We start from the raw sequence: 23,438 nt of genomic DNA, 5'->3' as shown, positions 1-23,438 counted from the left end.
TCGATGAACACACAGACCACACCGTCTCCGCAATTTTATCTCACTGCGCCGGCAGCCTGCCCTTATCTGCCGAACGAGATGGAGCGAAAGGTGTTTACCCACATGGTGGGGGAGCGCGCACCGGAGCTCAACGACCTCCTGACCCAGGGTGGCTTCCGTCGCTCGCAGAACATTGCGTATCGGCCGGCGTGCGAAACCTGTCGCGCCTGCGTTTCCGTTCGCATCCTTGCGAACGAATTCTCGCCCACCCGATCGATGCGCCGCGTGCTCGCCGCCAACAGCGATGTGATTTCGTCGGAGTATCCGGCCGAACCATCGAGCGAGCAATACAATCTCTTCCGCCGCTATCTCGACCAACGGCATCAGAAAGGCGGCATGTCCGACATGTCGGTTCTCGACTATGCGATGATGGTCGAGGACACTCATGTGCACACCAAGATCATCGAATATCGCCTAAGGGTCGAAGGCGACGGTATCAGCGAGAGGGCTCGCGGGCCGTTGATCGCAACCGCGCTGACCGACCGGATGGGTGACGGGCTTTCGATGGTCTACTCCTTCTTCGACCCGGCCTACGAAGACCGCTCGCTCGGCACCTTCATGATTCTCGACCACATCCGCCGCGCCAAGGAACGGGGCCTCCCACACGTTTATCTCGGCTATTGGGTCAAGGGGTCGCGCAAGATGGGGTACAAGACGAAATTTTTGCCACAGGAGCACCTTATGCCGCGTGGCTGGGAGCGTTACGATGGTCCTGAGCCTGCTTCAGAAACGCCCCCCACCGAAACGGATTGAAAATTGAGCCCTTCCTCTGATGCCGCGCTGCACCGGCGCGGACTTGCCATCACCGGCCTTGGCGGCCTTGCTCTCTCCTTCGACATTCCGCTCATCCGATCCGCCGGTGGCGAAGTCTGGTCGCTGCTCGCCGTGCGCAGTCTTTCGACTTTCGTGATCGGGCTCCTGGCATGGTTCGTGATCAACAAGGTACTTGGTCGCAAGATCTCGCTCATGCCGGGCAAGGCCGGACTGATTGTCGGCCTCTTTTACGGCATCAACTCGTGCACGTTCCTGCTCGCCGTCTTCAATACGTCGACGGCGAACGTGGTCTTCATCCTTGCGTTTACATCGATGTTTGCGGCCCTGCTCTCCTGGATATTTCTGAAGGAGCGCCCCTCCAACGCAACACTTGTGACAATGGGAGCGATGGTGCTCGGCGTCGGGCTGATCGTGCAGGACGGACTTGAGAGCGGTCATCTCTTCGGCGATGCGATGGCGGCAAGTTCCGCCTTCCTCTTGGCCAGCGCCATCACCATCAGCCGGGCAAGCGGCCGCGACATGGCTTTGGTTCCGCTGGTGACTGCCATCTTTCCAGCCGCCGTGGCACTTCTGATGCTACCTGCCGGTGGTTTTGCGATCGCAGCTCCGCAATACATCTTCTTCAACGGTTTGGTGATGATCCCGCTGGCGTTCTTCTGCCTGGCCACGGGCCCGCGGTTCCTGTCTGCACCGGAAGTGGGCATGTTCTATCTGCTCGAGACCATCCTGGCGCCAATCTGGGTCTGGCTGGTCTTTGCGGAAAGCCCGACGGCGCAAACGCTTGCGGGCGGCGCGATCCTGATCTTTGCGCTCATCGGTCATTCACTTTGGCAGATGCGCAGCCGGGCGGCCCGCGCGGCACAGCCCTGCCCGGAATAGACAGCCGACACATCGAGGCAGCGCTGGTATTGGACAACTGAGGTCGTCAGGTTGGCGTCACGCCGGCCTCCAGGGATTTCGGCGCATGGATGTGCATTGACCAGAGTTCGCGGTTCATCTCGATCCACGCCGCAGCGATGTCCAGAGGCGCGGGATTGCCGCACACGGCCTCCCCGCCGCCGGCAGGCAGCCGCGAAACCAGGCAGGCCTCCTCCAGGATGCGCAGATGCTGCTCAAGCGCATCAGGCGTCACGGCAACGGCGGCCGCAACCTCGACAACCCGAGTTTCCCCCCCGAGCAATAGTTCGAAGATGCGACGGCGAATCGGATTTGCCAGGGCGAGGAGAATATCGTCGAGGGCAGCGGAATTCGGCATGGTCTTCATCCTGTTGGGATGGGTATTGATCCACGACCGCACGTTGCTTTCAAGCGCCGAAAACGGGGCATTCCTCTAAATTTCAGATTGCTTACGAAGTCGACGAGACCTGCCCGCGCAGCGAAGCCGCGCAGGCAGCGATGGATCAGCCGCTGAACTTTCCGCTGCGCGGGAAGCCCTTCGGCACCACGCGGCCAGCGGAGGCACGATCAGCCAGCCACTCGATCAGTTCGTCCTTGCTCTTGGTAAAGACGCGGCCGGCACTGTCTTCCCAGACGAGGCCGTCAGCGATCGCAAAGCAACGGATATCGGAAATGCCGCCATCCTTGTAGCGTTGCAGCCGGACGCCTTTGCCACGTGCCATCTCAGGGATCTGCACCAGCGGGAAGACGAGCATCTTGCGGTTTTCACCGACGACCGCAACGTGGTCGCCCTTGACCGGAATGACCAGCTTGGTTTCATCGGGCATGGCGACGTTCATCACCTGCTTGCCCTTGCGGGTGTTGGCAACGATCTCGCCTTCTGCAACCACGAAGCCATTACCGGCCGCCGACGAAACGATCAGCTTTCGGACAGGATCGTGCACGAACGCCGTCAGAACGTCCTGATCGTTTTCCATATCGACAATGATGCGCAACGGTTCGCCATGACCGCGACCGCCTGGCAGCTTGTCGCCGCCGAGCGTGTAGACCTTGCCGCCGGTGGTGAAGACGAGGATCTTGTCGGTCGTCTGGGCCGGGAATGCGACCTTCAGCGCATCGCCTTCCTTGAACTGCAGCGTCGAGGTATCGGAGATGTGGCCCTTCAGCGCGCGGATCCAGCCCTTTTCCGAGATGACGACGGTGATCGGCTCCTTCTCGATCATCGCCTGCTGGATGGCTTCAATATCGGCCTCCGGCGCATCGGCAAAGGTGCTGCGACGCTTGCCGATCTCGGTCGCCTTGGCGAACTTCTTCTTCACTTCGCCAATTTCCCAGGCGACGGTCTGCCACTGCTTCTCCTCGGAAGCGAGCAATGCCTCGATCTCCGCCTTTTCCTTCGACAGCGCGTCGAACTCGGTGCGGATCTCGAACTCTTCCAGCTTGCGCAAGGAGCGCAGCCGCATATTGAGGATCGACTCGGCCTGAAGGTCCGTGAGCGAAAACCGCTCCATCATCACGGCCTTCGGCTCGTCGTCCTCGCGGATGATGCGAATGACCTCGTCGATATTGAGATAGGCGACGAGGTAACCACCGAGGATTTCCAGGCGGCGATCGATTGCGGCCAGACGGTGACGCGAACGGCGCTGCAGGACATCACGGCGGTGGGCGAGCCACTCCGAAAGCACTTCGTTGACCGCCATGACGCGCGGCACGCGCCCCATCGACAGTACGTTCATGTTCAGCGGAATACGGCTTTCGAGCTCGGTCAGCTTAAAGAGCGATTCCATCAGGATGCCGGCATCGACAGAACGGCTCTTCGGCACAAGCACGATACGGATGTCTTCGGCCGATTCGTCGCGGATGTCTTCCAGTAGCGGCAGTTTGCGCGCGACGAGAAGCTCGGCGATCTTCTCAATCAGCCGCGACTTCTGGACCTGGTAGGGGATTTCGGTGATGACGATCTGATAGCCGCCCCGCCCGAGCTCCTCGGAAGCCCAGCGCGCCCGCACGCGAAAGCCGCCGCGGCCGGTGCGATAGGCTTCCGCCATGCTCGCGCGGCTTTCGACGATGACGCCGCCAGTCGGGAAGTCCGGCCCCTCGATTCCGCCCTTCTGCGGATTGGCCGGATCGTAGAGAAGATCTTCGACCGTTGCCTCCGGATGGCGGATCAGGTGCAGCGCCGCATCGCAAAGCTCATGGGCGTTGTGCGGCGGGATCGACGTTGCCATGCCGACGGCAATGCCGGTCGCACCATTGGCAAGCAGGTTGGGGAAGGCTCCCGGGAGCACGGTCGGCTCCTGATCTTCCTCGTTGTAGGTGGGCCGAAAGTCCACCGCGTCCTGATCGATACCCTCAAGCAGAAGCGAGGCGACATCGGTCATCTTCGCTTCGGTGTAACGCATGGCGGCAGCGTTATCGCCGTCGATATTGCCGAAGTTACCCTGGCCATCGACCAGCGGATAACGGATGGCAAATTCCTGGGAAAGCCGCACCAGTGCGTCGTAGATCGAGGCGTCGCCATGGGGGTGGAACTTACCCATGACGTCGCCGACGATGCGGGCGCATTTCTTGAACGAGGTGTTCGGCCTCAGCCCCATCTCGCTCATGGCATGAACGATGCGACGATGCACCGGCTTCAGGCCGTCGCGGACATCAGGAAGCGCGCGATGCATGATGGTCGACAAGGCATAGGCCAGGTAGCGCTCTTCCAGCGCCGCCTTCAGGTCAACCGGCTGAATATGATCATCCCCGCCAGACGGGGGAGTAAGGCTTTGTCCCATATGTTCTTGCTAGCGCAACAAACCCGGAACATCAAGGATTTCAGGGGATCGCGCTGTGGAGAACCGCATGGCGCCGCCTATGCGCTATTGAAGGGCGCAGACCCGGTCCTGCAATGTTCGTGCAACGTCCAGACGGTTATGGCATGGGTGAGCGAATGCCGTCGGTAACGTCCTGGAAAGCATCCGGGCGAGGAAGCGCGCGTGATTTCATCGAGCGAATATAATTTCGCCCTGTTTCGTATTAGGTTCGGCTGCTGTTGATTTGGATGATTTGCGAGGGGGACATTGCGGGACGCGAACTGACGGGAGGACGGGCCTCAGGCATGGCATATTTCGCCGGCCGATAAGGCTATCTGCCTCAGTTGACGCAGCTTGCCGACATGAACCAGACTAGCGATGCCGCATCCTCGACACAGCTAAACAATCAGATATTTTCACGAAGGAACTCCACAATGATGCATACGCGCAAGATCCGCCTGATGATGGCCAGCGCCGCACTCCTGACCCTCACCGGCCCGGCCTTTGCGCTGGACGGCGCGGACCTGATGAAGAAGCTCGATGCGGCGATGAGTTCGAACGGCACCACACTCACCTTCGACAAGGCCGAAGTCAGCGGCGACACGGTGACGGCCTCGGGCGTCCAGATCAAGCTCGCGGGCCAGCCCGGCGACGCGTTGAAGATCGGTGACATCACCTTCGAAGGCGTCGAGGAAACCGAAGGCGGCGGCTACTATGCCGAGACCGTTTCCTTCCCTGACGTCAACGTCGCACAGGATGAGGGCAGCCTCGCCGTCAAGGACATTCTCGTTTCGGGCCTGTCCATTCCGGCCAACCCGGCAGGCGGCACGCTCGACGATATCCTGCTTTACGAAAGCGCGAGCACCGGCCCGATCACTGTCAGCGCCAAGGGCAAGGAAGTCTTTTCGCTGGAAAGCAGTGAAGCAAACCTCGCCCGCCAGGAAAACGATGCCGGCTTTGACTTCGATGCAACCGCTGCCGGCCTCAAGGCAGACCTTTCGCAAATCGAAGACCCCAAGACCAAGGAGGCCATCGAAAAGCTTGGCCTGACCAAGCTGGACGGCGCGGTGACGATGAAGGGCAGCTGGGAAGTCGAAAGCGGCAACGTCGCGCTCGAGGAATACGCCTTCGACTTCAAGAATGTCGGCCGGCTGAACCTCGCTGTCGACATCTCGGGCTACACACTTGCCTTCATGAAGTCGCTTCAGGAAGCCATGAAGTCCGCCGAAGCGAACCCCAACAAGGAAGAGGCCAATCAGGCGATGGGTCTCGCCATGATGGGGCTGATGCAGCAGCTGACCTTCAACAGCGCCGAAATCCGCTTCGACGACGCCTCGATCACCAAGAAGGCACTCGACTACGCGGGTTCGCAGCAGGGTGTGACGGGCGATCAGCTGGCGCAATCGCTGAAGGGCCTCGTTCCGTTGATGATGGCACAGCTCAACGTGCCGGAACTGCAGAACCAGGTATCGTCCGCAGTCAATACCTACCTCGACGGCCCGAAGAGCCTCACGATCAGCGCTGCTCCAGAAAAGCCGGTTCCGTTCCCGATGATCATGGGCGCAGCAATGGGCGCACCGAACACGATCCCTTCGGTCCTCGGCGTCAAGGTGACGGCAAACGATTGATCGGTAAAGCTCCGGCCTGAAAATCAGCGCCGGCGACTTCGCATGACCTATCGGTCGTCGAAGTCGCCGGCGTTTCCGTATCCAGCACACAGCCCGGCTTCACGGCACGCATGAAACAAGGGCCGCAGATACGGCGTTCGACGGCCACGATACCCAAGCACCAGTCTCATTCGGGCCGAGCAGCCAATCGCGTTTCGGATTGCCTCCTCGCAGCCGTGTCATATTCTTGTCGAGTGGCCGTTTTCGGTTGAAAACCCTTGTTTCGACGGCCTGTTTTACTTGCGCCGCCTTGCGCCTCGAAGACTGCACCGCCAGTATTATCCCCTGATCTGCTTCGAAGGACCGCAGCTTTTTCTCGCATGCCCCATTCGTATGAAACGTCAACGGCGTTTTGCCTGACCATTCCGTACTGCGCGCATTTTTCGACCATGCTGTAATCCCGGATGAAGAACAATTCAGATCCGGCAACCGTGAAAACTGTCGTTTTGTAGAACAGGCGCAAGTTAGAGAACAGAAGACAAATATCGAGAGCCACACTCTCGCGAACATTGTTCTGAACGCCGAAACGCAAGTGCATTTATTCGTTTCTTTTCGACAGATCGGGCGTCAATGGCTGGATGGTTCCATCAATCGGTAAAATTCAGAGAAGAGCTGTCGGAAGAGAGATTTGAGCCTGCGCGCGCCGACTATTATTCGGGACCACCGGGCAAGCCCCTGCGGCTTCTGCTTCAGGCACGAACGGATTTTCTGTCGATCTGGCGGAACAACGACTTTACGGAGAAGGTTTCCCAGATCCGGCTGATCGGGCGGCAGGTCATTCTGGTCAACTCGCCCGACCTCATCCGCCAGGTTGTCGTCAAACGTCACGAGAATTTCGAGCGCAAGAGCCCGCAGATGCGCCGCGCACTCGAATTCCTCCTGGGCGACGGCCTTTTCATCTCGGACGGCGACATCTGGAAACAGCGGCGTCCCCTGGTCGCCGACATCGTCCATGCCAAAAGGGTGCCTGCCTTCGGTCCGGTCATGGAGCGCACGACCAGCGAACTGGTCGCGCGCTGGAACGGGATGCCGGACGGTGCGCAGGTCAACGCCCTGCACGAAATGGCTGGCCTGACCGCGGAGATCATTGCGCGCAGCGTCTTTGGAAACCAGCTCGGGGACGACAGCGCGGCGGCAGTCACCGACAGCTTCACCAGCTACCAGTCGCTGGTCGATTCGATCAATCTCGGCTACTTCCTCGGCTTCGACGATGGGCTCCCGATCTTGCGAACACCGACGCTTCGCCGCTCGGTCAAGCGTATCCACCGTATCATCGACAAGGTGGTCGAGGATCACCTCGAAGGCCGCGGCGACCACAACTCCATGGTTGAGCTGTTGATCCGTCGCCAGCAGCGAAATCCTGAACTCAAGCTCGACCTGGTTGCCCTGCGCAACGAAGCGGCGACGATTTTCATGGCGGGTCATGAGACGACGGCCGCCACGCTCACCTGGGCCTGGTACCTCCTGTCCCGCGCCAAATGGGTCGAAAAGGCGCTCCATGACGAGATTGGCCGCGTCTGCGGCGATCGGGTGCCGACGATCGACGACGTGCCGCAGCTCGAATTGTGCAAGGCCATCATCGAGGAGACGCTTCGCCTTTACCCGCCTGTTCCCATTCTGGCGAGACAAACCCGTCAGGCAGAAATGATCGGCGATATCGCCGCGGAACGCGGCTCGCTCGTGCTGATCGTGCCTTGGCTTCTCCACCGGACGGAAAGCCTGTTCGAGGACCCGCATCATTTCCGCCCTGACCGGTTCATGGGAGGGCGTCGCCCAACGCCCTATAGTTTCATTCCATTTGCCAGTGGGCCGCGCGTCTGCCCCGGCTTGCATTTCGGGCTCACGGAAGCAATTCTGTGCCTGGCGATCATCGCGCAGCAGTTTCGGGTAGCGGTCGTCGACGGCCACAAGGTGGAGCCCATCTGCCGCCTGACGCTGCGACCGAAGGGCGGGCTTCCGGTCACCCTCCATCGACGGCAGAGGCCATCCCATGACCATTGAAGAACCGCAACGGGCCGAAAGAATTGCCAAGCGCAAGGCATGGACATTCGCCAGCCAAGAGCGCCCCTCCCTTGCGGATGCGCTTTCCGGCCGGGAGGGCTTGCGTGCCTTCTGGCGCTACTGGGTAACCGATAATCTCTGGAACCTCGCGCACCTCAGCGGGCATTTCGGCATGAAGCTCCTCCCGATGGATGCCTGTTCCAAGCTGGGTGCAGCGCTCGGTTTGTTTGCCATGCCGCGCTTCCACAAGGTGGCGTCGCGCCGCGCGCAGGAAACCATCCGCGCATTGCGGCCGGACCTCAACGAGACCGAGCAGCAGGAACTGTTTCGCGAAAACTGCCGAGCGCAGGGCCGGCTGATGACCGAGTTCTCCGTGGTGAACCGGTTGCAGAACAATCGCGATCGGCTGATATTCCACGGTCTCGAAATCATCGATGATGCCGTCAAGGCCGGCCCGGTCATCATCGTCGGCATGCATCTCGGCAACTGGGAAGTTGGGCCAACCGTTCTTCAGAGGATCAACGTCCACCCCTATGCCTTCTACCTCCCGCCCAAGGGCCGGGCCAAGGCCTGGATCGCCGAGCGCGTTCGCAGCAAGGCGGGTTTGCGGTTCCTGCCGCCCGGCGCCGAAGGCATTCGCCCTGCGATCAAGATCCTGAAGAGCGGCGGCGTCGTCAGCACCTTCTGCGACGAAGGTTTTGGCGGCTTGATCCGTGGTCCGTTCTTCGACCGCAAGCCACATCTCGAAGGCAACCTCGCCATTGCCATCCGCCTCGCCCGCATGACCGGCGCCACCATCTGCCCGTGGTACAACCTGCGCGCCGACGGCTTCCGCTTCGAATGCCGGGCACTGCCCCCGATAAAGCTTCCGCCCGAGGACCGCCCCGGCGCCCGGCAGCTGGATGACATCCTGATGTTGAACAACGCGATCGAACCGATTATCCGGGCCAATCTCGACCAGTGGTACTTTCTCGACAATAGCCTTCGACCCGAGTGATCCGATCGGAACCTGGCAAGCCCGTCCTCAAGCCGGGCTTTTTCGCGCGAACACGTTCCATGTTATGATGGCCTCTGCTTGATGCACGAGCGCCGTCGCCTATCTACATTTCTCTGAAGGCAAGACTTCATCCGGCATTCCTGACCGATCACACGGAAGGAGAACGTCATGGGACTGAAACATGCGGATATCACCGCCATTCTTGGCCCGGTCGACGAAACGCTGATGGCGGAGCTACTGGCGACGGGAGCCAGTGCGGCAGAACTCGCCGAAGCAATCGCCTGGGTCAACAACGACGAGGCGCTGATCGGCGAAGGACGGCATCTGCCGGCTGGACGGGTCGCTGCGTTGATCGACATCCTGACGCCTGATGATGGCGAAGAGTAACGTGTTGAGCGGCAGCGCTTCCGATGAGGGCGCCACATTGACGATCGGTAGCGTCAGGGCCCTTTTCGATCGCGGGCCACGTGACTGCGAGTTTCGTGTTGAGGGAGGCCGACAATGACAGCCAAGGAAGTCAAATTCAGTAGCGACGCGCGCGACCGCATGCTGCGCGGCGTCGATATCCTTGCCAATGCCGTGAAAGTGACGCTCGGACCGAAGGGACGAAACGTCGTCATCGAAAAGTCCTATGGCCCCCCGCGGATCACCAAGGACGGCGTTTCCGTCGCCAAGGAAATCGAACTCGAAGACAAGTTCGAAAACATGGGCGCACAGATGCTGCGCGAGGTGGCATCGCGCACCAGTGATGTTGCGGGCGACGGAACGACGACGGCAACAGTCCTCGCGCAGGCGATCGTCAAGGAGGGCGTCAAGGCGATCGCTTCCGGGATGAATCCGATGGACCTCAAGCGCGGCATTGACCTGGCCGTGGACGCCATCGTCACCGAGCTCAAAGTCCGCGCCCGCAAGATCGCCAATAACGAGGAGATCGCGCAGGTCGGCACCATATCCGCCAACGGCGACACGGAGATCGGCCGTTACCTCGCCGAGGCGATGGAGAAGGTCGGCAATGAAGGCGTCATTACCGTAGAAGAGGCCAAGACTGCCGAGATCGAGCTGGAGATCGTCGAGGGCATGCAGTTCGACCGAGGCTATCTCTCGCCCTATTTCATCACCGACCAGCAGAAGATGCGGGTCGAATTCGAAGATCCCTACATCCTCATCTACGAAAAGAAGCTTTCCAACCTGCAGGCGATGATCCCGATCCTCGAATCGGTGATCCAGGCGAGCCGCCCACTTCTCATCATTGCAGAGGATGTCGAAGGCGAGGCCTTGGCAACACTTGTCGTCAACAAGCTGCGTGGCGGCCTCAAGATCGCTGCCGTCAAGGCGCCGGGTTTCGGCGACCGGCGCAAGGCGATCCTCGAGGATATCGCGGTGCTGACCGGCGGTACGGTCGTTTCCGAAGATGTCGGCATCAAGCTTGAGAATGTCACGCTTGAAACGCTCGGCCGTGCCAAACGGGTGATGATCGAGAAGGAAAACACCACCATCGTCGACGGCGCCGGCAGCAAGGCCGACATCGGCGCCCGGGTCAGCCAGATCAAGGCGCAGATCGAGGAAACAACCTCCGACTACGATCGGGAAAAACTGCAGGAACGGCTTGCCAAGCTTTCGGGCGGCGTGGCCGTCATCCGGGTCGGAGGCTCCAGCGAACTGGAGGTGAAGGAAAAAAAGGACCGGGTGGACGACGCGTTGCATGCCACCCGTGCGGCCGTCGAAGAGGGCATCCTGCCAGGCGGCGGTGTCGCCCTGCTTCGGGTGGTCGGTGCGCTGGACGGCATCAAGGTTGCCAACCAGGATCAGCGGGTCGGCATCGAGATCGTCCGGCGCGCGGTGGAGATGCCGGTGCGCCAGATTGCCGAGAATGCCGGCGCCGAAGGTTCGATCATCGTCGGCAGGCTGCGCGAGAAAACCGACTTCGCCTATGGCTGGAATGCACAGACGGGCGAATACGGTGATCTCTTCAAGATGGGCGTTATCGATCCGGCCAAGGTGGTGCGCGCAGCGCTTCAGGACGCTGCCTCCGTTGCCGGACTTCTTGTGACCACCGAAGCGATGATCGCCGAGAAGCCGAAGAAGGATGGCGCCGCACAACCGCCCAACGGTGCGGGCATGGACTTCTGAGAAGCGGGGATGAGTGCCATGGGTTGCGGACCGGCCAGCTCAGACCGAGGAGCGGGACTGCCGTGAACTCAGGCCGCGGCCCGGCAGTGACGCGCGACCTCGGCAATGGCAAATTCGGCAATCGGCAAGAGATCCGCCTCTCCGGCTCCGTCCTGAGCCTGCACCGTCATTCCCTGCAGGATGGCGCCGATAAAGCGAGCAAGCCCGCCCGCATCCGTGTGCTCTTGCAATTCACCTTCTTCGATGCCACGGCGAAGCCGCGCCTCGAGCGCCGCGAGTGTCTGGCTGCGAAGAACGGTCACGTGGCGGGCGATCGCGTCATTTTCGACAGCGCATGTCAAAACGGCGGTCGAGATCATGCAGCCTTTCGGCCGACCGGGAAGCGAAAACTCATGGGCTGAAATCCGAAGAAGCCTCGCAATAGCATCGACCACGTGCCCTTCACCGTTCAGGTTCCGGCCGGCCGCCGCCCCTTCCTCCTGCCGATAGCGCTCAAGCGCCTCGCGATAGAGCTCCGCCTTGGAGACGAAGGCCGCATAGAGGCTCTGCGGCGTAATCCCCATGGCTGCGGTCAGATCGGCAATCGACGCCCCCTCGTATCCCAGTCGCCAAAAGGTTTCTCCGGCGGCCGCAAGCGCAACATCGCGGTCGAAAGCACGTGGTCGTCCACGCCGGCGGGTAGATGATTCCAACAAACTGCTATTTTTCACAACGATCACTCTAGAATTAGAATCGCACCTGACATATTCAGGAACGGTCATTGTGATTATAGGAGGTTTTCCACGATGAGTCTCCATCTCAAGAGTGCTGCCCTGGTCTCCGCGCTGCTCGCCTTTCCGGCACTTGCCGACGATCACGGCCAATCGGCACTCAAAGCGCAGCTCGACCCGGTGATCGATCGAGCGATTGCTGAAAAGCGCATTGTCGGCACCGTCGTTCTCGTCGCTCGCGATGGCGAACTTGTTTATGCCAGAGCTGCGGGCCTTGCCGACCGGGAAGCGAACCGTGCCGCGCACCAGAACGATATCTTCCGCTTTGCCTCGGTGACCAAGCCATTGGTGACGGTGACAGCGATGCGGCTTGTCGAACAGGGACGCATCAAACTGGACGATCCCGTCAGCAAATGGCTTCCGGATTTCCGGCCCAACTTCGAGGGCAGCGAGGCGCCGATCCTGGTGCGCCACCTCCTCAACCATACCGCCGGGCTCGAGTACGGCTTCTTCCAGCCGCCAGGCGGTTCCTACGCGAAGGCCGGCGTTTCCGATGGGCTCGATCTCTCCGGCATCACCCTGGACGAGAATCTGAAGCGCATCGCCACCGTCCCGCTCGCATCCCGACCGGGCGAGACCTGGCGCTATTCCGTGGCGATCGACGTGCTCGGCGCCGTCATCGAGAAAGCCACAGGCAAGACGCTGGACAAGGCTGTCGACGAACTGGTCGTGACGCCGCTTGCATTGGCCGACACCGGGTTTTCGGTGAGGCAGACGGACAGGCTGACCGCAGCCTACTTCGATGGCTCGCCCGCGCCGGTCCGAATGGAGGGTAACGCGGCCGTACCGATCGGCGAGGGCAAGGTGCTCTTCTCGCCCGACCGCATCCTCGACGCCCATGCCTTCCCCTCTGGCGGCGCCGGCATGGCGGGGACCGCGAACGACCTGCTGACGTTCCTGGAAACGATCCGCAAGGGCGGCGGGCCACTGCTCTCGCCGGAAACGGTCAGCACCATGATGCAGGACCACACCGGTCCCAAGGCGGAAACACAGGGTCCCGGCTGGGGCTTTGGCTACGGCTGGGCCGTGCTCGTCGATCCCGCGGGGGCCGGCACGCCGCAGTCCAAGGGCACGATCCAGTGGGGCGGCGCCTATGGCCACAACTGGTTCGTCGACCCGGTCGAAAACATCACGGTGGTGGCCCTGACCAACACGGCGTTCGAAGGCATGTGGGGCCAGTTTACCCGCGATGTGCGCGACGCCGTCTACGCCAAGCCCTGAGCTTGCACCCACGTAGAAATGAAAAGACCCGGCGGTGAAGGCAACCGCCGGGTCTCTTGTTTCTCAGTCTGTGAAGACCTTAGTCCTTCTTCTGCGGGATCGGGCGAAGCGCCAGTTCACGCAGCTGCGCCGGCGTCGCCTCGGACGGCGCGCCCATCAGGAGGTCGACGGCCTGCTGGTTCATCGGGAAGATCGAGATCTCGCGCAAGTTCTTGGCACCGACGAGCAGCATGACGACGCGGTCGATGCCGAAGGCCATGCCGCCATGCGGCGGCGCGCCGTACTGGAACGCACGGTAGAGACCACCGAACTGCTCTTCGACTTCCTGCTGTGACTTGCCGGTCAGCTCGAACGCCTTGACCATGACTTCCGGCAGCTGGTTACGGATCGAGCCGGACGCGATCTCGAAGCCGTTGCAGACCATGTCGTACTGGTAGGCCTTGAGCGACAGCGGATCTTCGCTGTTCAGCGCCTCAAGGCCACCCTGCGGCATCGAGAAGGGGTTGTGGGCGAAATCGATCTTCTTTTCGTCTTCCAGCCATTCGTAGAACGGGAAGTCGACGATCCAGCAGAACTCGAAGCGGTCACGGTCGACGAGGTTCAACTCCTCGCCTGCCCGCGTGCGGGCCTCACCGGCAAACTTGTAGAACTTCGACGGATCGCCGGCGACGAAGAAGCAGGCATCGCCGTCATCGAGACCAAGCTGCGTGCGGATCGCATCGGTGCGTTCCTCGCCGATGTTCTTGGCAAGCGGGCCAGCGCCTTCGAGCTTTTCGCCTTCCTTACGCCAGAAGATGTAGCCGAGGCCTGGCTGGCCCTGGCTCTGCGCCCAGGCATTCATGCGGTCGCAGAAGGCGCGCGAACCACCGGTCTTGGCCGGGATGGCCCAGACTTCGACCTTCGGGTTCGAGGCGATCATGTTGGCGAAGACCTTGAAGCCGGAACCGGCGAAGTGCTCGGTAACCGCCTGCATCTCGATCGGGTTGCGCAGGTCCGGCTTGTCGGAGCCGTATTTGCGGATGGCCGTGTCGTAAGGAATGCGCGGGAACTTTTCCGTCACCGGCTTGCCGTCGGCAAACTCGACGAAGATGTCGCGGATGACCGGCTCCATCGTCGTCCAGACGTCTTCCTGCTCGACGAAGCTCATTTCCAGGTCGAGCTGGTAGAATTCGCCCGGCAGGCGGTCGGCGCGCGGGTCTTCATCGCGGAAGCACGGCGCGATCTGGAAGTAGCGGTCGAAACCGGCAACCATCAGCAACTGCTTGTACTGCTGCGGCGCCTGCGGCAGGGCGTAGAAGCTGCCGGGATGGATGCGCGACGGCACGAGGAAGTCGCGTGCACCTTCCGGCGACGACGCCGTCAGGATCGGGGTCGTGTATTCGGTGAAGCCGACTTCGCCCATGTGGCGGCGCATCGACGAGATGATCTGCGTGCGCTTGACGATGTTCTTGTGCAGCGTGTCGCGGCGCAGGTCGAGGAAGCGGTACTTCAGGCGCACGTCTTCCGGATAATCCGGCTCGCCGAAGACCGGCAGCGGCAATTCCTTGGCGGCAGAAAGAACCTCGATCTCCTGGGCGTAGAGCTCGATTTCGCCCGTCGGCATGCCCTTGTTGACGGTGTCGTCCATGCGGGCCTTGACGAGGCCGTCGATGCGCACGACCCATTCGCCACGAACCGTTTCGGCCGCCTTGAAGGCGGGGCTGTCGGGATCGGCGACGACCTGGGTGATGCCGTAGTGGTCACGCAGATCGATGAAAAGCAAGCCGCCATGGTCGCGGACGCGGTGGACCCAACCGGAGAGGCGAACGGTGGAGCCGACATCCGACTTGCGGAGGGCGGCACAGGTGTGGCTGCGGTAGCGGTGCATCGTGTTATCCCGGAATTGCAAAGCGCCGCGCAGGCCGGAACGGCGCGCGGCAACATGATCAAAATCGGGCGGAAAAGCGCATGATGCGCCGGCTTTGTCAAGCCGAGACGTCTGCGTTCCCTTCGGGAAGCGTCGCCGACGGCGGACAAATTCGCCCCTGTTCACGGGCTGAAGACAAGGCTTTCGCTCAAACGGCGCGAAAAGAACGGATATCGTCACAATTCGCGACTGTGCGCCATCCGAATGCGCCGTTACACATATTGCGTCCGCCTTTATCCCGACTCGCGAGCCCTTCGGAAGTCGCCTGCCCCATGTCGCAAATTCGTCCGCTCATTCCGCTTCTTGTCACCGCAGGCATCCTCATCGGTGGCAACGGACTGCAAGGCACGTTCATCTCGCTCAGAGCGCTGGAAGAAGGCTTCTCGACATCGCTGATCGGTGTCATCGGCGCCGGCTACAATATCGGCTTCGCGCTTGGCTGCATCTATGTCACCCGCATCCTGCGCTCGATCGGGCATATCCGCACGTTCTCGGCGATGGCAGCAATCGCATCGGCGGCGGCGATCGCCATGGTGCTCGTCATCAACCCGTTCATGTGGTTCCTGATGCGGCTGGTCGCCGGTATCGCCTTCGCCTGTCTTTTTGCGACCGTTGAGAGCTGGCTGAACGCCAGCGTCACCAATACGAATCGCGCGCGGACGCTGTCCGTCTATCGCCTGGTCGATCTCGGCTCGGTTACCGCGGCCCAATACATCATTCCTGGCATCGGGATCGGCGGCTTCGAACTCTTTGCCATCATCTCGATGGCATTGACCCTGTCGCTCGTGCCTATTTCCTTTGCCGACCGGTCGAGCCCGGTAGCGCCGGAGGCGATCCGCTTCGACGTCAGGGCGCTCTGGAACATCTCACCGCTCGCGACCGTCGGGTGCATCGTCGTCGGCCTGACCAATGCCGCCTTCCGCTCCCTTGGCCCGATCTACGCGCAAGGGATCGGGCTGTCCGTCACGGCGATCGCCACCTTCATGAGCGCCGGCATCATCGGTGGCGTCGTCTTGCAATACCCGCTCGGCCACTACTCCGATCAGATCGACCGGCGCCTGATCATCCTGATTGCCACCTTCGGGTCCTTGCTCGCTGGGCTTTTCCTCGCCTTCGGCGCCGGCAACGACGAGTTGCTGAACTTCGCCGGCATCTTCCTGTTCGGCGCTTTCGCCATGCCGCTCTATTCGCTGTGCTCGGCTCATGCCAACGACCACGCGGCGGAAGGCCAGCATGCGCTGGTCTCCGCGGGCATGCTGTTCTTCTGGTCGCTCGGTGCGATCATCGGCCCGCTGTTTGCCTCCTTCCTGCTCGAAATCTTCGGCCCGCAGGCGCTGTTCATCTATACCGCCGCCATCCTCTTCCTCTTCATGCTCTATACAATCAGGCGCATGACGGCCCGCAGCGGCGTGCCGACGGAAGCCCGTGCCATGCCGTTTCGCAACCTGCTGCGGACGTCGTCCTTCTTCAACAAGCTCGCGGGTGGAAGCCAACCGCGCAAGGACGACTGAACCCCTGCGGCAAGATGTGCCTGCGCGAGCGAATTGCTGATTGCGACGATCAGGTTTAGAACCTGACCTCCCATCCAGTTGCCGAGATTGCCAGAATGTCCCTGATCAGCCGCCGCACGTTCCTCCAGGGCTCCGCCGCTTTGGGTGGCGCTTTCGCATTCGGCGCCGGCATGGCGGCACGCGCCGGGGCTGCACCGGATCCGCAGATCCTGACGGCCCAGCTGACCGAGGCGCAGATTGCCGCGGACGGCGTTACACCCAAGGTCATGACCTATGGGCTCGGGGACTCTGTCAGCAACGGCATGCCGCCCGTGCTGAGGATGCGCATGGGCGAACCCTACGCGGCAAGACTGATGAACAGGCTCGACGAGCCGACGACCGTGCATTGGCACGGACTTCGCATCCCCAACGCCATGGACGGCGTCCCGGAGATGACCCAGCCTTATGTCTATCCGGGCGATCCCTTCGACTACGTCTTCACGCCGCCGGATGCCGGCACCTTCTGGTATCATCCGCACTGCAACACGCTGACCCAGATGGGAAGCGGGCTGACGGGCGTCATCGTCGTCGAGAACCCCGACGATCCTGTGTTCGACGCCGAAATCGTCCTGAACCTGCGCGACTGGCGGCTCGGCAAGGGCGGTGCCTTCATCGACCCGTTCAAGCCGCGCGACGCTGCGCGCGGCGGCACCTACGGCACGGTGCGCACGGCGAACTGGCAGCAGGAGCCGAGCTACGACGTGCCGGCCGGCGGCCTCGTCAGGGTCCGGATTGCGGCAACGGACGTCACGCGGATCTATACGCTCGGGCTGGAGGGCGCGGACGCCGTGGTCGTGGCGCTGGACGCCAACCCGCTCGGCAAGCCCTTCCCTCTCGACCGCTACGACATCGGCCCCGGTCAGCGCATCGACCTCGTCGTCAGGATGCCGGACCGCGAGGGCGCCACGGTGAAGCTCGGCAATCTGCGCGGCTCGCATCCCTGGACGATCGCAAGCTTCCGCGCGGCGGGGCCATCCTTGAATCGAGATATCCGCGATGTCTCAGCCCTGCCCGCCAATCCGATCGCCGAGGCGGACCTGTCGGTTGCCACGCGCATTCCGATCGACCTGACGGCCACCGCCGAACACAAGGCGACACCCTCGATCTGCGGCTCGCTCGGCTACACATTCTGGGCGATCAACAAGGTGCCGTGGCCGGGCGACACGCCCGATCCGATCGCGCCGATCGAGGAGATGAAGCTCGGCAAGAGCTATGTGATGCAGATCGCCAACCGGACGCCACATGCCCATCCGATCCATCTGCACGGCATGAGCTTCCGCATTCTAAGCTCGAACAAGCGGACATTCCTGCCGCCGCCGACCGACACCATCCTGCTTTTGCCCGACGAACAGGCGGAAATAGCGCTTGTTGCCGACAATCTTGGCGACTGGGTGTTCCACTGCCACATCATCGAGCATCAGAAGACCGGCATGACCGGTTATTTCAAGGTGGTCTGAGAATTTCGATTGTGACGGATGGCACGAAGGGCTACACGAAAAACCTAGCCGCATTTTTGCCACAGTGATTTAAATCCGATGATTGAAACAACCGCAGATCTCGAGGCCGCCTGCCAGCAGCTGGCCCGCTCAAGTTATATTACGATCGACACGGAATTCCTGCGTGAGACCACCTTCTGGCCGGAGCTTTGCCTGATCCAGATGGCGAACCCGGATATGGCCGTCATCGTCGATCCGATGGCCAAGGGCATCGACCTCGCGCCGTTCTTTGCGCTGATGGCCAACCCTGACGTGATCAAGGTGTTCCATGCCGCGCGCCAGGATATCGAGATCATTTTCCATCTCGGCAACCTGATCCCGCACCCGATTTTCGACACCCAGGTCGCCGCCATGGTCTGCGGCTTCGGCGACAGCGTCTCCTACGACCAGCTCGTCAACCGGATCAAGGGCGAGCAGATCGACAAGTCCTCGCGCTTTACCGACTGGAGCCGCCGGCCGCTGACCGAGAAACAGCTCGATTACGCGCTGGCCGACGTCACGCATCTGCGCGACGTCTATCAGCACCTGAACGCGCAGCTCGAGCGCGAAGGCCGTTCGCTGTGGCTGTCGGAGGAAATGGCCATCCTCGAAGCCAAAGACACCTACGACCTGCATCCCGATGACGCCTGGCAACGCCTGAAGATGCGCGTCAAGAAGCCCATCGAACTTGCCGTTCTGCAGAAGGTTGCGGCCTGGCGCGAGCGTGAGGCGCGCAATCGCAACGTTCCCCGCGGTCGCATCCTCAAGGACGATGCGATCTATGAAGTGGCACAACAGCAGCCGAAGGATTCCGAGGCACTGGCGCGGCTGCGAACGATCCCGAAGGGCTGGGAGCGCTCGAGCGCGGGAGCAGCGCTGACCGAGGCGGTCAACGAAGCGCTTGCTATTCCCAAGACCGACCTGCCACGCTTGCCGCGACAGAACCACACGCCGGAAGGTGCTGCCGCCGCCACCGAAATGCTCAAGGTGCTGTTGAAGCTGATCGCCGAGAAACAGGGTGTGGCTGCCAAGATCATCGCCAACAGCGACGATCTCGACAAGATCGCCGCCGAGGGCGAGAAGGCCGACGTCGGCGCGCTGAAAGGCTGGCGGCGTGAGCTGTTCGGCGATACGGCACTGAAATTGATCAACGGCGAAGTGGCTCTGCGCTTCGTCGACAAGAAGATCGAAGCGATGGAAATCGGCGACTGAAGGCGCGCGGGCGGACAACAATCTTCCGCCCGAATCCGGCTCTAGCCAAGGCCCCTTGGCGCCACCGATTCGCAATCCTAGGGATCGCGAATCGGCGCGCTGACGCGACACGGTACAACGACGTTGGCCGACGTGCCCCTTCTTCCGTTATCGGGTTCCGAGGCCTTTCCGCATGCGCTGGCGTTTCTCCACTTTCGAAGGACTTCTCCTGCTGCTGGTCGTTGCTGCGGCCGGCGCCGTCTACGCGTGGATTGTTTATGGGACAGGTTGGCTGATCGGCGCGACCTATGCACTGTTCATGTGCACGCCGATCATTGCATTCGAGCGCCGCATCATTTTCCGGCGTCTCAATCGACGGATCCATACCTTCTCGACACCGGTCTTCTTCGTCGCCTCGCTCGCAATCTATTTCGTGCTGCTCGATATCGGTTACGCAGCCGCCGGCCTGATCATGGGGATGAGCGGCGTGATGAACGATCACTGGATGGAGGCGATGCTGCCGTCCAAGACGGTTCTGCTCTTTGCATTGGCCATCTCGGGCTCGCTCGTCTTCATCCTCAGGGTCCGTGAACTGCTCGGGCGCGACGTCTTCCTAAGCCTGCTGACCGGGCGCTACCGCAGGCCGATCCAGGAAGAGCGTGTCTTCCTGTTCATCGATCTCGCCGGTTCGACCTCCTATGCCGAGCGCAATGGCGACCTGCGGATGCAGGAATACCTCGGCAAGCTGTTCGCGACGATCGCAGATCCGGTTCTGCGCTATCGCGGATCGATCGACGACTATGTGGGAGACGCCGCAGTCATCACCTGGCCCTTCGACCGGGCCACAAACAACGCAGCTTGTATCCATTGCGTCTTCGACATTCTGGAGATGATCGACGCGGACGCGCACCGCTGGCAGAAGGAATTCGGCGAGGTTCCGCGTCTGCGTGCGGCTCTCCATGGGGGAACCATCGTCGCGGCCGAGATCGGCCTCGACCGCCACAAGATCACCTATTTCGGCGACACGGTGAACACGACGGCCCGGCTTGAAGGCTTCTGCAAGACGTTGAACCATCAAGTTCTCATTTCCGCCGACCTTGCTCGCAAGATGCGACTGCCTCACTATGTGCGTGTCGAGGATCTCGGTGAGCACGCCGTCAAGGGACGCGGACAGAAGCTCGGCGTGCTGGCGCTTCGCGCCGGGGGTGCGCCGGCGCCGCAACTGGCCAGCTAGCCTTCATCCGTGCAGCTTTGCCCCCTTGGTGATCTTGTCGACCAGCTTCTTGTCGGCATGAACGGCGATGCCGGCGACCTTCGCGTCACCAGGCCGCGTCTCAGCAAAGACCGCACGATTGGCGCTATCATGGCCGGTCGAGAACATGGCATCGACATAAACAGAGGTGCGAATCTCTCTTTCGATCGCGCGCCGTTGAATCTGTCCGAGCGTCGCACCATCTGCCGATAACACGATGATCGGCTGGACGCTCAACGCGTTGTAGACATTGCCGGCGCCATCGCGATAGGCTTCACCGATGATTGCCGGCTTCTGTCCGGCGATGCCGGTGGCCAGAAATGCGGTGACGTTCAGCTTCTGCCAGGTGGCCAGATCCTCGCGCAACACGATCGCGAACTTGGTGTCGAACATGACGGGTATCTCCATTTCAGGACATCAGGGCGTGCCCGAGAAGGCACTAGCCGAAGACGCGTCGGTCGATCTTGAACGATTGTGCGGATCGCCGGGTGACGGCATCCGTGTCGCTGCGCCAGTGGACGGCATAGAGCGGATTGAAGCTCGGCTGCATGGAAAGGTGTTCGAGCCGCATCGTCACGACACCTATGCGCTCGGCGTCACGCTCGGCGGCATCCAGACCTTCCAATATCGCGGCGAGAGCCGCTACAGCACGCCCGGAAGCATCATCATCATTCATCCGGACGAGATGCACGACGGTGGCGCCGGTACGGAGGCGACCCTTCGCTACCGGATGATGTATCTGCGGCCGGAACGGTTGATCGCAGCGCTTGGCGACACCGGCGCAGCCCTGCCTTTCATCGCCGCGCCGGTGGTCGGCGATGTCGCCCTGCGCCAGGCCATCAGCGAAGCCGTCATGGATCTCGACTGCGGCATCGACGAACTGGCGCTGGACGACATTCTCACCCGCATCGCCGAGGGCCTGTGCCGCCATGCCGGAACAACGGGCAAGGCTGCCGGCAGGTCTGCGAAACGGGCAGTCTTCGAGGCGACGGATTACCTCAGAGCCAACCTCGATCGCCCTGTCGGGTCGCAGGAACTCGAGACCATCAGCGGACTTGATCGCTTCACGCTCGCCCGCCAGTTCCGCAAGGTTCTCGGCACCAGCCCGCACCGCTACCTGCTGATGCGGCGGCTGGAGCAGGCGCGCCGGATGATCGCCACCGGCCACAGCCTGGCGGGTGCGGCGCTCGACACCGGCTTTGCCGACCAGGCCCATTTCACCCGCCACTTCAAGCGCGCCTATGGCGTCACACCCGGGCGATGGGCAACGCTTGCCGTTGCCGGCTGACGCCGATGCCCTGTCATCAAAGCTTCACCGCGCTGTAAGCCAGATATCACCCAACCGTCATCAAAGCCGCCTATCGGGTTTGCGTACTCTGGCATCCAACCGATGGTGACTTTCATGACCAAAACGCTTCTCGCCACCGCGGCGCTCTCCCTTTTGATGACGACGACCGCCCTGGCTGAGGAAAAAGCCTTTCCCGCAACCCTCAAGGCGCATGCGATCCTGCCGGCAAACACGATTCTGGCCGCACCGTCGGACGCACCGGAATATCTCAAGACCTCGGGCAAGTTCACCACCGCCGACCGCAAGCGCGCTGACGCGCTCGGCACCGTGCCCGGCAAGGACGGCGTGCGCCCGACCGGCCTGTCGCTGCCGTTCAACGGCCAGCCGATGCAGGGCTTCTCCGGCATCAAGGCGATGGAAGACGGCACCTTCTGGAGCCTGTCCGACAACGGCTTCGGCAGCAAGCTAAACTCCACCGATGCCATGCTGATGCTGCACCACGTGAAGATGGACTGGGATGCCGGCAAGGTCGAGGCGCTGAAGACAGTGTTTCTAACGGATCCCGACCGCAAGGCCCCCTTCCCGATCGTCATGGAAGGCTCCGACAAGCGCTACCTGACAGGCGCCGACTTCGACGTCGAATCGATCCAGCCTGTCGCAGACGGCTTCTGGGTCGGCGAGGAATTCGGTCCTTACATCCTGAAGTTCGACGTCGACGGTAAGCTGACCGACGTCATCGCGACGACGGTCAATGAAAAGCCGGTAATGTCGCCCGACAACCCGACCCTGACGCTGCAGGGCGACCCCTCGAAGAAGACGCCAGCCTTCAACCTGAAGCGCTCCGGTGGCTATGAAGGCATGGCCCTTTCGAAGGACGGAGCCAAGCTTTACGGCCTGCTCGAAGGCCCGATCTGGACCGACAGCGAAACCGTCGAACAGGCGGAAGGCCGTCCGGCGCTGCGCGTCATCGAACTCGACGTTGCCACCAAGGCCTGGACGGGCCGCAGCTGGCTATATCCGCTTGCGGAAGGCGGCGAAGCCATCGGCGACTTCAACATGCTCGACGACAGAACAGCCCTGGTAATCGAACGCGACAACGGTGCCGGCACGCTCGACAAGGCCTGCGCCGACCCGAAAGATCCGAAGCCGGATTGCTTTGCAGTCGGATCGAAGGTGAAGCGCGTCTACAAGATCGCCTTCGACGACAGCAATGTCGGCAAGGCCGTACGCAAGATCGGTTACATCGACCTCTTGAAGATCGCCGATCCTGACAACAAGAAGCGACAGGGCGGCGGCGACGGCTATTACGACATGCCGTTCGTGACGATCGAAAACGTCGATCGCGTCGATGCCACGCACATCATCGTCGGCAACGACAACAACCTGCCGTTCTCGGCCGGCCGCGCGCTCGACAAGGCCGACGACAACGAGTTCGTCCTGCTCGAAGTCGGCGACTTCCTGAAAGCCGAATAAACAAAAGGG

General features: G+C 61.7%; 20 protein-coding genes. 14 read left to right on the top strand and 6 right to left on the bottom strand.

Features of this window, described 5'->3' with window-relative positions; translation table 11 throughout:
• The first annotated feature begins 3 nt into the window (after positions 1–3).
• Positions 4–792 carry an arginyltransferase gene (locus tag LPJGGPFB_RS08775; protein ID WP_173419623.1) on the top strand — a complete coding sequence of 263 codons (789 nt, stop codon included), beginning with the start codon at positions 4–6 and terminating at the stop codon, positions 790–792.
• Positions 793–795: 3 nt separating this feature from the next.
• On the top strand, positions 796–1,692 hold the full coding sequence (locus LPJGGPFB_RS08770) for a DMT family transporter (protein ID WP_173419622.1): 897 nt from the start codon (positions 796–798) through the stop codon (positions 1,690–1,692).
• A 46-nt stretch (positions 1,693–1,738) separates the two neighbouring features.
• Here LPJGGPFB_RS08770 and LPJGGPFB_RS08765 read toward each other — a convergent pair whose 3' ends face one another.
• Positions 1,739–2,077: a helix-turn-helix domain-containing protein gene (locus tag LPJGGPFB_RS08765; RefSeq protein ID WP_173419621.1), complete on the bottom strand. Its 339-nt coding sequence runs from the start codon at positions 2,075–2,077 to the stop codon at positions 1,739–1,741.
• A gap of 136 nt (positions 2,078–2,213) precedes the next feature.
• Positions 2,214–4,490, bottom strand: coding sequence for a DNA topoisomerase IV subunit A (parC, locus tag LPJGGPFB_RS08760; RefSeq protein ID WP_173419620.1), 2,277 nt, complete (start codon positions 4,488–4,490; stop codon positions 2,214–2,216).
• A 452-nt stretch (positions 4,491–4,942) separates the two neighbouring features.
• On the opposite strand from parC, the gene LPJGGPFB_RS08755 reads away from it, so the two are divergent.
• Complete coding sequence (locus tag LPJGGPFB_RS08755; protein WP_173419619.1) at positions 4,943–6,136, top strand: hypothetical protein; 1,194 nt, start codon at positions 4,943–4,945, stop codon at positions 6,134–6,136.
• 166 nt (positions 6,137–6,302) lie between these two features.
• Here LPJGGPFB_RS08755 and LPJGGPFB_RS08750 read toward each other — a convergent pair whose 3' ends face one another.
• Positions 6,303–6,713, bottom strand: a complete 411-nt coding sequence (locus LPJGGPFB_RS08750) for a hypothetical protein (protein WP_173419618.1) — start codon at positions 6,711–6,713, stop codon at positions 6,303–6,305.
• Between the two features lie 32 nt (positions 6,714–6,745).
• Between LPJGGPFB_RS08750 and LPJGGPFB_RS08745 the strand changes: the two genes are divergently transcribed.
• The 4 genes from LPJGGPFB_RS08745 (at position 6,746) to groL (ending at position 11,303) form a co-directional block, all read left to right on the top strand.
• On the top strand, positions 6,746–8,176 hold the full coding sequence (locus LPJGGPFB_RS08745; RefSeq protein ID WP_173419617.1) for a cytochrome P450: 1,431 nt from the start codon (positions 6,746–6,748) through the stop codon (positions 8,174–8,176).
• Complete coding sequence (locus LPJGGPFB_RS08740; protein WP_173419616.1) at positions 8,166–9,173, top strand: lysophospholipid acyltransferase family protein; 1,008 nt, start codon at positions 8,166–8,168, stop codon at positions 9,171–9,173. Before LPJGGPFB_RS08745 ends, LPJGGPFB_RS08740 begins: the two co-directional genes overlap by 11 nt.
• Before the next feature lie 168 nt (positions 9,174–9,341).
• A complete protein-coding gene (locus tag LPJGGPFB_RS08735) occupies positions 9,342–9,560 on the top strand; it encodes a hypothetical protein (RefSeq protein ID WP_025426507.1) in 219 nt (72 codons plus the stop codon).
• Positions 9,561–9,674: 114 nt separating this feature from the next.
• A complete protein-coding gene (gene groL / locus LPJGGPFB_RS08730) occupies positions 9,675–11,303 on the top strand; it encodes a chaperonin GroEL (RefSeq protein WP_173419615.1) in 1,629 nt (542 codons plus the stop codon).
• Between the two features lie 68 nt (positions 11,304–11,371).
• On the opposite strand, the gene LPJGGPFB_RS08725 is transcribed toward groL, so the two are convergent.
• Positions 11,372–12,064, bottom strand: a complete 693-nt coding sequence (locus LPJGGPFB_RS08725) for a TetR/AcrR family transcriptional regulator (protein ID WP_173419614.1) — start codon at positions 12,062–12,064, stop codon at positions 11,372–11,374.
• 24 nt (positions 12,065–12,088) lie between these two features.
• On the opposite strand from LPJGGPFB_RS08725, the gene LPJGGPFB_RS08720 reads away from it, so the two are divergent.
• The gene (locus tag LPJGGPFB_RS08720) at positions 12,089–13,294 is read left to right on the top strand and encodes a serine hydrolase domain-containing protein (RefSeq protein WP_173419613.1); all 1,206 of its coding nucleotides are present in this window, start codon (positions 12,089–12,091) and stop codon (positions 13,292–13,294) included.
• 79 nt (positions 13,295–13,373) lie between these two features.
• Here LPJGGPFB_RS08720 and aspS read toward each other — a convergent pair whose 3' ends face one another.
• A complete protein-coding gene (gene aspS, locus LPJGGPFB_RS08715; protein WP_173419612.1) occupies positions 13,374–15,161 on the bottom strand; it encodes an aspartate--tRNA ligase in 1,788 nt (595 codons plus the stop codon).
• 311 nt (positions 15,162–15,472) lie between these two features.
• On the opposite strand from aspS, the gene LPJGGPFB_RS08710 reads away from it, so the two are divergent.
• The 4 genes from LPJGGPFB_RS08710 (at position 15,473) to LPJGGPFB_RS08695 (ending at position 20,650) form a co-directional block, all read left to right on the top strand.
• On the top strand, positions 15,473–16,711 hold the full coding sequence (locus LPJGGPFB_RS08710; protein ID WP_173419611.1) for an MFS transporter: 1,239 nt from the start codon (positions 15,473–15,475) through the stop codon (positions 16,709–16,711).
• 95 nt (positions 16,712–16,806) lie between these two features.
• A complete protein-coding gene (locus LPJGGPFB_RS08705; protein WP_173419610.1) occupies positions 16,807–18,207 on the top strand; it encodes a multicopper oxidase family protein in 1,401 nt (466 codons plus the stop codon).
• Between the two features lie 78 nt (positions 18,208–18,285).
• A complete protein-coding gene (rnd, locus tag LPJGGPFB_RS08700; RefSeq protein ID WP_173419609.1) occupies positions 18,286–19,437 on the top strand; it encodes a ribonuclease D in 1,152 nt (383 codons plus the stop codon).
• Positions 19,438–19,609: 172 nt separating this feature from the next.
• Positions 19,610–20,650, top strand: coding sequence for an adenylate/guanylate cyclase domain-containing protein (locus LPJGGPFB_RS08695; protein WP_173419608.1), 1,041 nt, complete (start codon positions 19,610–19,612; stop codon positions 20,648–20,650).
• Between the two features lie 3 nt (positions 20,651–20,653).
• Here the strand turns inward: LPJGGPFB_RS08695 and LPJGGPFB_RS08690 are convergent, their stop codons facing one another.
• Positions 20,654–21,061 (bottom strand): DUF2000 family protein, encoded by a 408-nt coding sequence (locus LPJGGPFB_RS08690; protein WP_173419607.1) that lies wholly within the window; start codon positions 21,059–21,061, stop codon positions 20,654–20,656.
• On the opposite strand from LPJGGPFB_RS08690, the gene LPJGGPFB_RS08685 reads away from it, so the two are divergent.
• A complete protein-coding gene (locus LPJGGPFB_RS08685) occupies positions 21,060–21,956 on the top strand; it encodes an AraC family transcriptional regulator (protein ID WP_173419606.1) in 897 nt (298 codons plus the stop codon). The two genes, LPJGGPFB_RS08690 and LPJGGPFB_RS08685, sit on opposite strands and share 2 nt — an antisense overlap.
• Before the next feature lie 114 nt (positions 21,957–22,070).
• A complete protein-coding gene (locus LPJGGPFB_RS08680; RefSeq protein WP_173419605.1) occupies positions 22,071–23,429 on the top strand; it encodes an esterase-like activity of phytase family protein in 1,359 nt (452 codons plus the stop codon).
• Positions 23,430–23,438 lie beyond the last annotated feature (9 nt).

Source organism: Ensifer adhaerens, assembly GCF_013283195.1.
In the GTDB taxonomy this organism is placed as follows: domain Bacteria; phylum Pseudomonadota; class Alphaproteobacteria; order Rhizobiales; family Rhizobiaceae; genus Ensifer; species Ensifer adhaerens_G.
The sequence above is the reverse complement of the archived record's forward strand: the minus strand, read 5'-3'. Positions and strand labels throughout refer to the sequence as shown.

Excerpts from the sequence above, each read along its gene's own strand:
- LPJGGPFB_RS08750 (WP_173419618.1), bottom strand. The coding sequence starts at position 6,713 with ATGCACTTGCGTTTCGGCGTTCAGAACAATGTTCGCGAGAGTGTGGCT.
- LPJGGPFB_RS08735 (WP_025426507.1), top strand. The coding sequence starts at position 9,342 with ATGGGACTGAAACATGCGGATATCACCGCCATTCTTGGCCCGGTCGAC.
- LPJGGPFB_RS08710 (WP_173419611.1), top strand. The coding sequence starts at position 15,473 with ATGTCGCAAATTCGTCCGCTCATTCCGCTTCTTGTCACCGCAGGCATC.
- LPJGGPFB_RS08695 (WP_173419608.1), top strand. The coding sequence starts at position 19,610 with ATGCGCTGGCGTTTCTCCACTTTCGAAGGACTTCTCCTGCTGCTGGTC.
- LPJGGPFB_RS08775 (WP_173419623.1), top strand. The coding sequence starts at position 4 with ATGAACACACAGACCACACCGTCTCCGCAATTTTATCTCACTGCGCCG.
- LPJGGPFB_RS08705 (WP_173419610.1), top strand. The coding sequence starts at position 16,807 with ATGTCCCTGATCAGCCGCCGCACGTTCCTCCAGGGCTCCGCCGCTTTG.
- LPJGGPFB_RS08745 (WP_173419617.1), top strand. The coding sequence starts at position 6,746 with ATGGCTGGATGGTTCCATCAATCGGTAAAATTCAGAGAAGAGCTGTCG.
- LPJGGPFB_RS08740 (WP_173419616.1), top strand. The coding sequence starts at position 8,166 with ATGACCATTGAAGAACCGCAACGGGCCGAAAGAATTGCCAAGCGCAAG.
- rnd (WP_173419609.1), top strand. The coding sequence starts at position 18,286 with ATGATTGAAACAACCGCAGATCTCGAGGCCGCCTGCCAGCAGCTGGCC.
- groL (WP_173419615.1), top strand. The coding sequence starts at position 9,675 with ATGACAGCCAAGGAAGTCAAATTCAGTAGCGACGCGCGCGACCGCATG.
- parC (WP_173419620.1), bottom strand. The coding sequence starts at position 4,490 with ATGGGACAAAGCCTTACTCCCCCGTCTGGCGGGGATGATCATATTCAG.
- LPJGGPFB_RS08690 (WP_173419607.1), bottom strand. The coding sequence starts at position 21,061 with ATGTTCGACACCAAGTTCGCGATCGTGTTGCGCGAGGATCTGGCCACC.
- LPJGGPFB_RS08680 (WP_173419605.1), top strand. The coding sequence starts at position 22,071 with ATGACCAAAACGCTTCTCGCCACCGCGGCGCTCTCCCTTTTGATGACG.
- LPJGGPFB_RS08765 (WP_173419621.1), bottom strand. The coding sequence starts at position 2,077 with ATGAAGACCATGCCGAATTCCGCTGCCCTCGACGATATTCTCCTCGCC.
- LPJGGPFB_RS08685 (WP_173419606.1), top strand. The coding sequence starts at position 21,060 with ATGACGGGTATCTCCATTTCAGGACATCAGGGCGTGCCCGAGAAGGCA.
- LPJGGPFB_RS08755 (WP_173419619.1), top strand. The coding sequence starts at position 4,943 with ATGATGCATACGCGCAAGATCCGCCTGATGATGGCCAGCGCCGCACTC.
- LPJGGPFB_RS08720 (WP_173419613.1), top strand. The coding sequence starts at position 12,089 with ATGAGTCTCCATCTCAAGAGTGCTGCCCTGGTCTCCGCGCTGCTCGCC.
- LPJGGPFB_RS08725 (WP_173419614.1), bottom strand. The coding sequence starts at position 12,064 with ATGACCGTTCCTGAATATGTCAGGTGCGATTCTAATTCTAGAGTGATC.
- aspS (WP_173419612.1), bottom strand. The coding sequence starts at position 15,161 with ATGCACCGCTACCGCAGCCACACCTGTGCCGCCCTCCGCAAGTCGGAT.